The organism is Streptomyces sp. NPDC127129 (assembly GCF_042671585.1).
Taxonomy (GTDB): domain Bacteria; phylum Actinomycetota; class Actinomycetes; order Streptomycetales; family Streptomycetaceae; genus Streptomyces.
Genome location: NZ_JBHXTV010000008.1, coordinates 17843 through 30254 on the forward strand (window position 1 = coordinate 17843; position 12412 = coordinate 30254).

General features: G+C 72.6%; 9 protein-coding genes. 5 read left to right on the plus strand and 4 right to left on the minus strand.

Features of this window, described 5'->3' with window-relative positions; translation table 11 throughout:
* The first annotated feature begins 118 nt into the window (after positions 1-118).
* Both ACFVGW_RS16805 and era read left to right on the plus strand, forming a co-directional pair.
* Positions 119-1066, plus strand: coding sequence for a WxL protein peptidoglycan domain-containing protein (locus ACFVGW_RS16805; protein ID WP_385852501.1), 948 nt, complete (start codon positions 119-121; stop codon positions 1064-1066).
* A 29-nt stretch (positions 1067-1095) separates the two neighbouring features.
* The gene (gene era / locus ACFVGW_RS16810; protein ID WP_385852502.1) at positions 1096-2046 is read left to right on the plus strand and encodes a GTPase Era; all 951 of its coding nucleotides are present in this window, start codon (positions 1096-1098) and stop codon (positions 2044-2046) included.
* Positions 2047-2115: 69 nt separating this feature from the next.
* On the opposite strand, the gene ACFVGW_RS16815 is transcribed toward era, so the two are convergent.
* Both ACFVGW_RS16815 and ACFVGW_RS16820 read right to left on the minus strand, forming a co-directional pair.
* A complete protein-coding gene (locus ACFVGW_RS16815; protein WP_383291185.1) occupies positions 2116-2379 on the minus strand; it encodes a protealysin inhibitor emfourin in 264 nt (87 codons plus the stop codon).
* 12 nt (positions 2380-2391) lie between these two features.
* On the minus strand, positions 2392-3468 hold the full coding sequence (locus ACFVGW_RS16820) for a M4 family metallopeptidase (RefSeq protein WP_385852503.1): 1077 nt from the start codon (positions 3466-3468) through the stop codon (positions 2392-2394).
* 292 nt (positions 3469-3760) lie between these two features.
* Between ACFVGW_RS16820 and leuA the strand changes: the two genes are divergently transcribed.
* Both leuA and ACFVGW_RS16830 read left to right on the plus strand, forming a co-directional pair.
* The gene (gene leuA, locus ACFVGW_RS16825) at positions 3761-5518 is read left to right on the plus strand and encodes a 2-isopropylmalate synthase (RefSeq protein ID WP_385852504.1); all 1758 of its coding nucleotides are present in this window, start codon (positions 3761-3763) and stop codon (positions 5516-5518) included.
* Between the two features lie 226 nt (positions 5519-5744).
* Positions 5745-6497 (plus strand): TerB family tellurite resistance protein, encoded by a 753-nt coding sequence (locus ACFVGW_RS16830; RefSeq protein ID WP_385852505.1) that lies wholly within the window; start codon positions 5745-5747, stop codon positions 6495-6497.
* Between the two features lie 40 nt (positions 6498-6537).
* Here the strand turns inward: ACFVGW_RS16830 and ACFVGW_RS16835 are convergent, their stop codons facing one another.
* Positions 6538-8007 carry an FAD-binding oxidoreductase gene (locus ACFVGW_RS16835; protein WP_385852506.1) on the minus strand — a complete coding sequence of 490 codons (1470 nt, stop codon included), beginning with the start codon at positions 8005-8007 and terminating at the stop codon, positions 6538-6540.
* Between the two features lie 175 nt (positions 8008-8182).
* Positions 8183-9991, minus strand: coding sequence for a LuxR C-terminal-related transcriptional regulator (locus tag ACFVGW_RS16840; protein ID WP_385852507.1), 1809 nt, complete (start codon positions 9989-9991; stop codon positions 8183-8185).
* Positions 9992-10204: 213 nt separating this feature from the next.
* Here ACFVGW_RS16840 and ACFVGW_RS16845 point away from each other — a divergent pair, with 213 nt between their 5' ends.
* A complete protein-coding gene (locus ACFVGW_RS16845) occupies positions 10205-12361 on the plus strand; it encodes an MMPL family transporter (RefSeq protein ID WP_385852508.1) in 2157 nt (718 codons plus the stop codon).
* The last annotated feature ends 51 nt before the right edge of the window (positions 12362-12412 follow it).

Below are 12412 nucleotides of genomic sequence, written 5' to 3' on the forward strand. Positions count from 1 at the left end.
CACCCGGTCGGCCCGCTCCGAACCCCCGCTCCGAACCCCCGCTCCGAACCTCGCCCCCAGAACCCTGCTCCGGAGCCTGCTCCGGAACCCCGCTCCGAACCCCGGGAGGGTCCGCACCGTGCGCACCAGGCTGTACGTCCTCCTCGTCGCGGCGGCGCTCGTGCTGCTAGGCGCCCCGTCCGCCCGAGCCGCCGACAACGGGGAGTGGGCCGTCTACCCGGCCGCCTCCCAGCTCGGCAGCCGGCCGTACTTCTACCTCTCCGCGGACCCCGGTACGACCGTCACCGACGAGGTCACCGTCACCAACAAGACCGGCACCCCCCTCACCTTCCGGCTCTACGGCGCCGACGCCTACAACACCGAACGCGACGGCGGCTTCGCCATCCGCACCAGCCGGGAGAAGCAGACCGGCGCCGGTGCCTGGATCGCACCCGCCCGCACCCGCGTCACCGTCCCGGCCCGCTCCTCCGTCACCGTGCCGTACACCCTGACCGTCCCCGAGGACGCGGAGCCCGGAGACCACCCCGGCGCCGTCGTCGCCCTCGACGAGCGCGTGGAGTCCGGCGGGAAGGGCTCGGTCGCGGTCGGCGTCCAGCGGGCCGTCGGAGCCAGGGTCTACCTCCGGGTCAACGGCCCCACGGTCCCCGCGCTCGCGGTCGAGGACGTCACCCTCGACCAGGACCGGCCGCTCGTCCCCGGCGCCGGAAAGAGCACCGCCCTCATCTCGTACACGCTCCACAACCGCGGCAACGTCACCCTCAACCCCCGGGTCGCCCTGCGCGCCGAGGGCGTCTTCGGCCGCACCCTGCTCGCCCGCGACCTGGCGAAGATCCCCTCGGAGCTGCTGCCCCGCCAGAAGATCCGGCTGACCGAGCGGTGGACGGGGTCGCCGCAGTTCGACTGGGGCGAGGTGACGCTCACGGCCACCGCGAAGGACGTACGGGAGACCGGGCGCGCCACCTTCCTCGCGCTGCCCTGGCTCGCCGCGGCCACCGTGCTCGCCGGGGGAGCGGCGGCGCTGATCGGGCTGCGGGTCCGGCGCCGCAGGGGCTCCGGCGGGCACTGAGTACGTGACGACGTCCCGCATCGGGGAGAATGGCCCCCATGAGCGCTCGTAACCAAGAATCCGAAGCCGTCCACCGGGCCGGCTTCGCCTGCTTCGTCGGCCGCCCCAACGCGGGCAAGTCCACCCTCACGAACGCTCTGGTCGGCCAGAAGGTGGCGATCACCTCCAACCGGCCGCAGACCACCCGGCACACCGTGCGCGGCATCGTGCACCGCCCGGACGCGCAGCTGATCCTCGTGGACACGCCCGGCCTCCACAAGCCGCGCACGCTCCTCGGCGAGCGCCTGAACGACGTCGTGCGCACGACGTGGGCCGAGGTCGACGTGATCGGCTTCTGCCTGCCCGCCGACCAGAAGCTCGGCCCCGGCGACCGTTTCATCGCCAAGGAACTCGCGGGGATCAAGAAGACCCCGAAGGTCGCGATCATCACCAAGACCGACCTGGTCGACTCCAAGACGCTCGCCGAGCAGCTCATCGCCGTCGACCAGCTCGCCAAGGAGCTGGGCTTCGAGTGGCAGGAGATCGTTCCGGTCTCGGCCGTCGGCGACAAGCAGGTCCAGCTCGTCGCGGACCTGCTGATCCCGCTCCTGCCGGAGTCCCCGCCGCTCTACCCCGAGGGCGACCTCACGGACGAACCGGAGATGGTGATGGTCGCGGAGCTGATCCGTGAGGCCGCGCTCGAAGGCGTCCGGGACGAGCTGCCGCACTCGATCGCGGTCGTGGTCGAGGAGATGATCCCGCGCGAGGACCGCCCGGCGGACAAGCCGCTGCTCGACATCCACGCGAACGTCTACATCGAGCGCCCCAGCCAGAAGGGGATCATCATCGGCCCGAAGGGCAGCCGCCTGAAGGAGGTCGGGATGAAGTCCCGCAAGCACATCGAGGCGCTGCTCGGGACCCCGGTCTTCCTCGACCTCCACGTGAAGGTCGCGAAGGACTGGCAGCGCGACCCCAAGCAGCTCCGCAAGCTCGGCTTCTGAAGCCTCCGCGCGCCTGTGGGACAGCCGTAGCCGCCGTCGCGGCCGCCCCGACCGCAGCGGCCGTCGCGGTCAGGCGCCTTCCTTCAGGACCTTCGTGATCAGGGCACGCTGCGACTCCGTCAGGCGCGGGTCGCAGCAGCGGACCGTCTCGTCGTCGACCGTGATCTCGTACGAGAAGCCGTCCGGCACGCCCCGGACGTCGCCGTTCCCCTCCCGGAGAACGGCGACGGCCAGCGTGTGCCACTCCCCGGCGTCCTGCCGGCCGGAGGTGTCCACCTCGGCCGACCGCTCGATGCCCGCGAAGCCGCCGGTGCGCCGCACTCGAATACGCATGCCCCTGGTCTATCAGTCCGTCGGCACGCCCACAGCTCCCCAGGCCTTCAGGACGGCCTGGATCTCCTCCCCGTCCCCGTACCGCGCCCGCGCCGCCGCCACCGTCGCCGCCGCGAACTCGGAGAACCGCGTCTCGGGGGTGAGCGTCCCGCCGGTCATCACGTCGTACCAGATCTGCCCCGCCCGCTCCCAGGCGTTGCCGCCCAGCTCGGTGGCGACGAGGTAGAAGGCGTGGTTCGGGATGCCCGAGTTGATGTGCACCCCGCCGTTGTCGCGGCTCGTGCGGACGTAGTCGTCCATGTGGCCCGGCTGGGGGTCCTTGCCGAGGACGTCGTCGTCGTACGCCGTGCCGGGGGCCTTCATCGAGCGCAGCGCCGCCCCCTCCACGTTCGGGTGGAACAGGCCCTCGCCGATGAGCCAGTCCGCGTCCTGTGCGCTCCGGCCGAGCGTGTACTGCTTCACGAGTGAGCCGAAGACGTCCGAGACGGACTCGTTGAGCGCGCCCGACTGGCTGAAGTACTCCAGGTTCGCCGTGTACTGGGTGAAGCCGTGCGCCAGCTCGTGACCGATCACGTCCACGGGCAGCGTGAAGTCGAGGAAGATCTCGTCGTCGCCGTCGCCGAACACCATCTGCTCGCCGTTCCAGAAGGCGTTGCCGTAGTTCCGGTCGTAGTGGACGGTCGCCAGGAGCGGCAGCCCCGCGCCGTCGACGGAGTCCCGGCCGAAGCCCTTCAGGAAGAGGTCGAAGGTGGCGCCGAGCCCGGCGTACGCGCGGTTGACCGTGGCGTCGCCGGTGGCCTCCTGGCCCTCCTCGCGCACCACGGCACCCGGCAGCTCCGTGCCGTTCCGCGCGTCGTACACCGTGCGGCGGGGGCGGGCGGACTCCGCCGGTTCCGCGGGCCCCGCGGACCGGGTCACGGCCGGCTGGGAGAGGACGCGGCTGGTCCGGTTCATCGCGTCGGCGACCAGCGTGCGCCGGGCGACCGCCGCGACGGCCGGGTTGTCGGAGGCTGCCAGGTGCTCCAGGAGGTGCGGCGGCACGATCGTGCAGAAGACCGGGTGGACGGGGACGTACGCGTGGGAGGTCATGCCAGCAATGTGGCACTGGGTCACGTCACTGTCACTAGAGGCGACCATGATCCGCGAAATGGAGTGATTCGTCACCCTTTCGTATTGTCGGCCCGGCCGTCCCGCATACTGAACAGGACGTCCGCGCTCCGCGGACCTGAGCTAGGCTGCGGCACATCATGCGTTTCGGGCTGCTTCTCCTTAGCTGCCGCGGCGAGGGCCTGTAGTCGTAGGCCGACCCCCTCCCCGCGGGACCTGGTGTTGCGTTCGACAGTCGGCCGTCCCCCCGGAAGGACCCGAGGAGCCCTACGCAATGTCTCAGCCCGTTGGCCGTCCGACGCCCATCACCAACGCCACCCGGACGCAGAAGCCGTCCGGCATGCCGATCCACAAGTACGGCCGGTACGAAGCCGTCCACATCCCCGATCGCACCTGGCCCGAGCAGCGCATCACCAAGGCTCCCCGCTGGCTGTCGACCGACCTGCGCGACGGCAACCAGGCGCTGATCGACCCGATGAGCCCCGCCCGCAAGCGCGAGATGTTCGACCTGCTGGTGCGCATGGGCTACAAGGAGATCGAGGTCGGCTTCCCGTCCTCCGGCGAGACCGACTTCAACTTCGTACGCTCCATCATCGAAGAGGGCGCGATCCCGGACGACGTCACCATCTCCGTCCTGACCCAGGCCCGTGAGGACCTGATCGAGCGGACCGTGGAGTCCCTGGTCGGCGCCAAGCGCGCCACCGTCCACCTGTACAACGCCACCGCGCCCACCTTCCGCCGGGTCGTCTTCCGCGGCTCGAAGGAGGACATCAAGCAGATCGCCGTCGACGGCACGCGGCTGGTCATGGAGTACGCCGACAAGCTGCTGGGCGACGACACGGTCTTCGGCTACCAGTACAGCCCGGAGATCTTCACCGACACCGAGCTGGACTTCGCCCTGGAGGTCTGCGAGGCGGTCTGTGACGTCTGGCAGCCCGAGGAGGGCCGCGAGATCATCCTGAACCTGCCCGCCACCGTGGAGCGTTCGACGCCCTCCACGCACGCGGACCGGTTCGAGTGGATGTCCCGGAACCTGACCCGCCGCGCGTACGTCTGCCTGTCCGTCCACCCGCACAACGACCGCGGTACGGCCGTGGCGGCGGCGGAGCTGGCCGTCATGGCCGGCGCCGACCGCATCGAGGGCTGCCTGTTCGGGCAGGGCGAGCGCACCGGCAACGTCGACCTGGTCACCCTGGGCATGAACCTGTTCAGCCAGGGCGTCGACCCGGAGATCGACTTCTCGCAGATCGACGAGATCCGCCGCACCAGCGAGTACTGCAACCAGATGGAGGTCCACCCGCGCCACCCCTACGCGGGCGACCTGGTCTACACCGCCTTCTCCGGCTCCCACCAGGACGCCATCAAGAAGGGCTTCGACGCCATGGAGGCCGACGCGGCCGCCCAGGGCAAGACCGTGGACGACATCGAGTGGGCGGTCCCGTACCTGCCCATCGACCCGAAGGACGTCGGCCGCTCCTACGAGGCCGTCATCCGGGTCAACTCGCAGTCCGGCAAGGGCGGTATCGCGTACGTCCTGAAGAACGACCACAAGCTGGACCTGCCGCGCCGGATGCAGATCGAGTTCTCGAAGATCATCCAGCAGATGACGGACTCCGAGGGCGGCGAGGTCACGCCGGCCGCCATCTGGTCGGTCTTCCAGGACGAGTACCTGCCGAACCCGGACAACGCCTGGGGCCGTATCCAGCTGCGCTCCGGCCAGACCACCTCGGACACGGACGGCACCGACACGCTGACCGTGGAGGCCGTCGTCGACGGCGTCGACACCGTCCTGACCGGCTCCGGCAACGGTCCGATCTCCGCCTTCTTCGCCGCGCTGCAGTCGATCGGCGTGGACGCCCGTCTGCTGGACTACCAGGAGCACACGATGAGCGAGGGCGCCTCCGCGCAGGCCGCCTCGTACATCGAGTGCGCCATCGACGGCAAGGTCCTGTGGGGCATCGGCATCGACGCCAACACCACCCGCGCCTCGCTGAAGGCCGTCATCTCGGCGGTCAACCGCTCCGCCCGCTGATCCGCCCGCCCGGGCCGGGGTGCCTCCCCGGGCCGGAACGCCTCCCCGGGCCGGGGTGGTCCGTCACCCTTTCCGGTTGACACGGCGAAGTACCCGAAAGGGGCCCGTCCACACGGACGGGCCCCTTTCGGGCTGGAGCGGCGGCTCCGAGCCCCTCTCGCGGCGGTGTCGTGTCTCGGCCAAGTCGATGGCGATCTGTCGACGAGGTGCTGACGCCACATCATGGATGTGGTTAACATCACTCCCCACGTCGGCAAAGTCGCCGGGTCGTCAAGGGAGGTGCGGCGTGCGGTCTGCCCGAGAGTCACGCGGACGAAAAGTGATCCTCTGCGGCGTTCGTACCTCCTGGAACACCGTCGGAGACGGCGAGTTCTTCTGCGAGGAATGCGGCGGCGACCGCAACTACCGCAGGCGGACGGGACGCCGCCGGTTCGCCGTCCTGGGCGTCCCCCTGCTGCCCCGCGGCCTCGCCGGGCCCGTCGTCGAATGCACCGCGTGCCACACCCACTTCGGCACCGAGGCGCTCGACCACCCGACGACGAGCCGGTTCGCCGCGATGCTGCGGGACGGCGTGCACACGGTCGCCCTCGCCGTCCTCGCCGCGGGCGGCACCTCGTCCCGTACGGCCGTGGACACCGCGGTCACGGCGGTCCGCGCGGCCGGCTTCGACGAGTGCACCGGAGTCCAGCTCACCGACCTCGTCGAGGCGCTCGCCGCCGACACCGGCCGGTTCCTGCCCGACGCGGGCGGCGGCGGCGCGGCCCTGGCCATCGAGCTGCACGAGGCCCTGGAGCCGCTCGCCCCGCATCTGGCGGCCTCCGGGCGCGAATCGATCCTGCTCCAGGGAGCCAGGATCGCGCTCGCGGACGGGGCGTACAGCCCCGCGGAGCGGGACGTGCTCCACACCGTCGGGAACGCGCTCGCGCTCTGCTCCGACGACACCGCCCGGCTGCTCGCCACGGCGAGGACGCTGCTGTAGGACGGCTCTTCTGGCGGCTCACGGCTCACGGCTCGCGGGCTCACGGCTCGATGTTGTGGTTGAGCCGGAAGAGGTTGCCGGGGTCGTAGCGGCGTTTGACCGCACGCAAGCGGTCGTAGTTCTGCCGGTAGTTGGCGCGCACCCGGCCCTGGTCGTCGGCGTCCATGAAGTTGATGTATCCGGCCTCCTCGGTGTGCGGCCGCAGGTCCCGGTCGTACGCCCGCGTCCAGGCGATGTTCGCCTCGTTGTCCGCCGGGTCCGTGTGCGTCGTGCCGATCGCGGCCGAGAACGAGGCGTCGCGGTGGGCGAACGCGGTGTCCTCGGGGCCGACGCGGTGGCACGCGCCGTCGATCGGGAAGATGGCCGTGTCGCTCTCCATCGACGGCAGCGTCCGGCCGTAACGCATGTGGACGTCGATGGCGCCGTCGCTGAGATCGCGGCTGAAGTTGCCCTTCCAGTAGTGGTAGAGCCCCGGCGGCAGATCCTCGTCGAAGAGCGTGTTGACCGCCGGGTACGGCATCCGCTCCACGAACCTGCCCACGACCGGGCCCAGCTCGTCGAGGAGGCCGAGGACCTTCTCGTCCTCCGTGGCGGGGCCGCTGTAGCAGGTCAGCAGACCGCAGAGCGGTCGGCCGTGCCAGCGCTCGGGCACGAACGGCAGGTCCGGACCGAGGATGACGACGAAGATCGCGTTGAGCTCCTCCGGTGCCTCGGTGATCATGTCCCGCCAGCGCCGGGCCACATCCCCGTCGAGCGGGTGGAGGTCGATTCCGCCGAGGACGTCCGAGACGGGGTGCAGGCGGTGGACGAGCGAGGTGACGACCCCGAAGTTGCCTCCGCCGCCGCGCAGCGCCCAGAAGAGTTCGGGGTGCCGTTCGGCGTCGCAGGTGACGAGGGTGCCCTCGGCCGTCACCACGTCGGCCTCGACGAGGTTGTCGCAGCTCAGCCCGTAGCGGCGGGCCAGGTTGCCCATCCCGCCGCCGAGGGTCAGACCGCCGACGCCGGTCGTGGAGACGACGCCGCCGGTGGTGGCCAGGCCGAAGGCGTGCGTGGCGTGGTCGAAGTCGCCCCAGGTGCAGCCGCCTTCGGCCCGGGCGGTACGGCCCACGGGGTCGACGCGGACCGAGCGCATCCGGGACAGGTCGACGACGAGCCCGTCGTCGACCGTGCCGTGACCGGCGACGGCGTGGCCGCCGCCGCGGACCGCGAGCGGCAGCGCGTGGTCCCGGGCGAAGTGGATGCCGGCGATCACGTCGCCCGCGTCCGCGGCGCGGACGACGACGGCCGGGTGGCGGTCGTGGAGGGCGTTGTAGACCCGGCGGGCCTCGTCGTAGGCGGGGTCGCCGGGGACGACGACGTCGCCGCGGACGGAGGCACGGAGGGTGCCGAGGGCCGAGGCGGGTGGTGGGTCGGGGGATGAGGCGGGCGGTGGGTCGGGGGATGAGGCGGGAGGCCTTTCCGGGGGCGGGTCGGGGGGCTCCGCGGTCAGGGTGGTGCCGGTGGTGTCCATGCCCCCGTTCTAGGCCGGGGGCGAGGGCGCGGGCATCGCTCGAACCACCCATGTCGGGCGTGGGCCGGTCGTGGGCGAAACGGCCCATGGGGGCGGGACGGGAGCCCTTGCCCCGGCCGTCCCGCCCTGGCCGTCCCGCCCTGGCCGTCCCGCCCTGGCCGTCCCGGGCGATCGGCTACGCGGGTGCGCCGGCCATGCCGTGGGCGTAGGCGTAGGCCGTGGCGGCGGTACGGGAGGTCACGTCCAGCTTGGCGAAGATGTTGTTCAGATGGCGGGCCACCGTGTGTTCGCTGATCACCAGCGCCCGGGCGACATCCCGGTTCGTGCCGCCCTCCGCGACCAGCCGGAGCACCTCCGCCTCGCGGGCGGTCAGGCCGCCCGGGAGCGGGCGGCGCCGCCTCGCCGTCAGCAGGGCCGCCGCGCGGCGGGCGTCGGGCAGTGCGCCGAGCCGCTCGAAGGCGGCCCGGGCTGCCATGAGCTCCAGCCGCGCCGCCTCCTCGTCACCCGCCGCCCGGTCGGCCGCGGCGAGCAGCATCCGTACCTGCGCGGCCTCGTACGGGACGCGCAGCTCCAGCCAGCAGGCCAGCGCACGGCGCAGCGGACGCACGGCGGCCGGCTCGTGGCGGGCAAGATCGAGTGCGCCCCGGGCGGTGTCGGCGACGGCGCCCAGGAGCGGCGCCTCGCCGGGCAGCGCCTCCAGTTCGGCGACCGCCTCCGCGGCGTCGTCCAGGTCCCCCACGGCCAGCGCCACCTCCGTCCGCGCCGCGAGGAGCCGTGCCCGGCCGAGGAGGTCGTGGGCCTGGTCGCCCCGGCAGGCCAGGGCCAGTTTCAGGCCCGTCACGGCGGCGTCGGCCTTGCCCTGCGCGAGCCGGAGCAGCGCGAGACCCGGCTGCGGGATGCGGCCGAGCTCGTGGGCGTGCGCGTACGCGGTGGCGGCGTCGTCCAGGCGGCCCTGGCGCCGCCGGATCTCGCCCGCCGCGTAGTACGCCTCCGCGGCGACGTCGAGGCTGTCCACCGGTACCTCGTGGCAGACCCGCGCCGCCTCGGCCTCGGCGAGCTCCCAGGCCCCGCGGAGATCGAGCACCTCGACATGGTGGATCCGGCACAGCCCGCGGAACGGGTTGTCCGTGACGGCGTCGGGGGTGGGGGCAGGGGCGGATACGGGGTAGGGGGAGTCGGCTGCGGCTTCGGGCGGGCCGCCCGGAGCCCCGGGCGCCGGCCCGGGCGGTGCGGGGCGGCTCTCCGTGTCCGGCACGCGGACGTGCTGTGACCAGGGGACCTCGCACCAGGCCATCGCCGCGTCCGTCCACTCCACCGCGCGGCCGAGGTCCGCCGCCTCCATGCACTGGGTCAGCGCCAGACAGAAGAGCCAGCCGGTGAACATCCCGCTCAGCTCGCCCGCCGTCACCGCGCACATCGCGTCGTCGAGGAGCGCGAGTCCCTCCGCCCGGTGGCCGTTCGCGAGGAGGACCGCCGCGTGCGCCTGACGGCCCAGGGCGATCAGGTCCGGACTGCCGGAGTCGAGGGCGAGGCGTTCCATGCGCCGCGCCGCGGCCAGCGCCGCCTCCGGATCGCGGTGCTCCTGGGCCTCCTCGGAGTCCGTCCAGGCGATGAGGCACTGCTCGGGGCAGTCCGGGTCGCCCTCCAGGTGGTGCCGGGACCGGTGCAGCCACCCGGCCGCCGCCGCGGGCCGGCCGAGGCAGCGGTACTCGAAGTGCAGCCACCAGGCCACCTGGCCCGCCCCGCGGTGGTCGCCCGCCGCCACGTACCCCGCGTGGGCGCGCAGCCGCGCGGTGACCGACTCGTCCACGTGCCCCGTCCACCAGGAGGCGTCGGCGAGGAGGTCCAGGTCGGCGGCGTCCAGGGCGGCGGTCGGATGCCGGTCGGCGTCGCGCAGCAGGACGTACGCCTCGGCCCACGCGTCCCGGGCCGCCGCGTCCCGCGCCCGCGCGACGGCGGAGGTCTCGTCGACGGGGACGGCCATCGCCGCTCACATCCCTTCCCGGCCGTGCCGGCCCTTCCAGAATATGAGCGCGCGGCGCGCACGGCCTCCCGTACTCCCCGCGGAGTAACCGGGCCTCCGTACCGCCCCCGGCAGTAGCCCTCAACTCGGCCTTCAGCGCGAGGAATCCGCGGCGGGACGACGGGAGTCTGGGATCGACCCAGACGACCGCACCGACCGGAGGGAGCCCCCGCCATGGAGGGCCGTAAGAGGACCGTCGGCTGGGGGGTGCTGGCCCTGTGGGTGATCCTGATCGCCCTCGCCGCACCCCTCGCCGGAAAGCTCGGCGACGTACAGCGCGACCGCGCCGTCGACTATCTGCCCGCGAGCGCCGACTCGACCCAGGTCGCGAAGATCACCGAGCAGCTGCCGGGCGGAGACTCCACCGACCTCGTGCTCGTCTACCACCGCGACGGCGGGCTGAGCGCCGCCGACAAGGCCACCGCCGCCCGGGAGGTGGAGCGGGTGGCGGCGGAGCACCCGCTCACGTCGCCCCCGGTGCCCGTCCCCTCCGAGGACGGCAGCACCCTCCTGTACGCCGTGTCCAGCACCGAGCCCGGTGCGGACGAAGCGGCCAGGGACGCCTTCGTGCTCGACGTCCGCGAGACGGTGAGCGGCGAGGTCGGCGGCCCCGGCGCGCTCGCCACCGACGCGAGCGAGGTCTACAACTCCCTCGACGGACCCCTCCTCTACACGACTGTCGCCGTCGTCGCGATCCTCCTGATCGTCATCTACCGCAGCCCCTTCCTCTGGCTCGTCCCCCTGGTCGTCGCGGGTGTCGCCGACTACCTCTCGATGGCCGTCACGTACGCACTCCACCAGGGCTTCGACATCAGCGTCTCCGGCCAGAGCACCGGGGTGATGACGATCCTCGTCTTCGGCGCGGGCACCGACTACGCCCTCCTTCTCGTCTCCCGCTACCGCGAGGAGCTGCGCCGTACCGAGCGGCCGTACGACGCCATGGTCACCGCCCTGCGCGGCTGCGGGCCCGCCGTCCTCGCCTCGTCCGGCACCGTCGCGCTGGGGATGCTCTGCCTGCTCGCCGCCGACATGAACAGCAGCCGGGGCATGGGCCCCACGGCCGCCGTCGGGGTGCTCTGCGCGCTCGTCGCGATGACGACGCTGCTTCCCGCGCTGCTCGTCGTTCTCGGCCGGCGGGTGTTCTGGCCCCTGATCCCGGCGTACGGGAGCGCGCCGAAGGCGGCCCGCCGTTCCCTCTTCGCGGCGATGGGCTCCTCGGCGGGCCGCCGTCCCCTGGCCGTCCTGGTCGCGGGCGCCGCCGCCCTGGCGGCGCTCGCGCTCGGTGTGCTGAACCTGCCGGGCGCCCTCAAGCAGGAGGACTCCTTCACCTCCACCCCGGAGGCGGTCGCCGCGATGAAGACGCTCGCCGCCGCGTACCCGGAGATGGGCACCCAGCCCATCACGGTCGTCGCCCCGACCGACGCCGTCCCCGGGGCGCTGCGGACCGTCCTCGCGACGGACGGCGTCGCGAAGGCGGAGCAGGGCCGTAGCGGCGGCGGCTGGACGGAGATCTCCGTCGTCGCCTCCGACCCGCCGCAGTCGGCGGCCGAGACCGCGACCATCAGGGAGCTGCGGACCGCGCTCGGTGACGGCGTGTACGTCGGCGGGCCCAGCGCCGAACAGCTCGACATGACCGACACCAACGCCGGCGACCGGAACATCGTCGTGCCGCTCGTCATCGTCGTCGTCCTGCTCGTCCTGATCGTGCTGCTGCGCAGCCTCGTCGCACCGCTGATCCTGGTCGCGGCAGTCGTCGCGGTCTGGGGCGCGGCCCTCGGCATCGGCGGACTCGTCTTCGAGTCCCTCTTCGGCTTCGGGGGGACCGACCCGGGCCTGGCGCTGCTCTCCTTCGTCTTCCTCGTCGCCCTCGGCGTCGACTACGGCATCTTCCTGATGCACCGGATGCGCGAGGAGTGCCTGAACGGTTCCGAGCCGGGTGCGGCGGCCCTGACGGCCCTGCGCACGACGGGCGGCGTGATCGCGTCGGCGGGACTCGTCCTCGCCGCCACCTTCGGGGTCCTCGTCAACATGCCCATGGTGCAACTGGCGGAGCTGGGCTTCGTGATCGCGGTCGGCGTCCTGCTCGACACCTTCCTGGTCCGCACGTACCTCGTCACGAGCGCGAGCGTGCTGCTCGGCCGGAGGGTCTGGTGGCCGGGGCCGCTGGCCAAGAGGCCCGCGCCGAACGGCGGTTCGCCGAAGGCCGGCACGTCGGCTAGCGGTTCGCCGGCCGACGGCTCGTCAGCCGACGGTTCTTCGAGCGGCGGTTCGTCGGCCGGCGGTTCGTCAACAGGTGATTCAGGGACCGAGCGGGCTCCCGTACGGGTGTGATCGGGGGCGGGTGGGGGGCTTCCCGGACTGTCAGGAGCCCCCGCCCGCAGG

Excerpts from the sequence above, each read along its gene's own strand:
- era (WP_385852502.1), top strand. The coding sequence starts at position 1,096 with ATGGCCCCCATGAGCGCTCGTAACCAAGAATCCGAAGCCGTCCACCGG.
- ACFVGW_RS16815 (WP_383291185.1), bottom strand. The coding sequence starts at position 2,379 with ATGCGTATTCGAGTGCGGCGCACCGGCGGCTTCGCGGGCATCGAGCGG.
- ACFVGW_RS16820 (WP_385852503.1), bottom strand. The coding sequence starts at position 3,468 with ATGACCTCCCACGCGTACGTCCCCGTCCACCCGGTCTTCTGCACGATC.
- leuA (WP_385852504.1), top strand. The coding sequence starts at position 3,761 with ATGTCTCAGCCCGTTGGCCGTCCGACGCCCATCACCAACGCCACCCGG.
- ACFVGW_RS16830 (WP_385852505.1), top strand. The coding sequence starts at position 5,745 with ATGTGGTTAACATCACTCCCCACGTCGGCAAAGTCGCCGGGTCGTCAA.
- ACFVGW_RS16835 (WP_385852506.1), bottom strand. The coding sequence starts at position 8,007 with ATGGACACCACCGGCACCACCCTGACCGCGGAGCCCCCCGACCCGCCC.
- ACFVGW_RS16840 (WP_385852507.1), bottom strand. The coding sequence starts at position 9,991 with ATGGCCGTCCCCGTCGACGAGACCTCCGCCGTCGCGCGGGCGCGGGAC.
- ACFVGW_RS16845 (WP_385852508.1), top strand. The coding sequence starts at position 10,205 with ATGGAGGGCCGTAAGAGGACCGTCGGCTGGGGGGTGCTGGCCCTGTGG.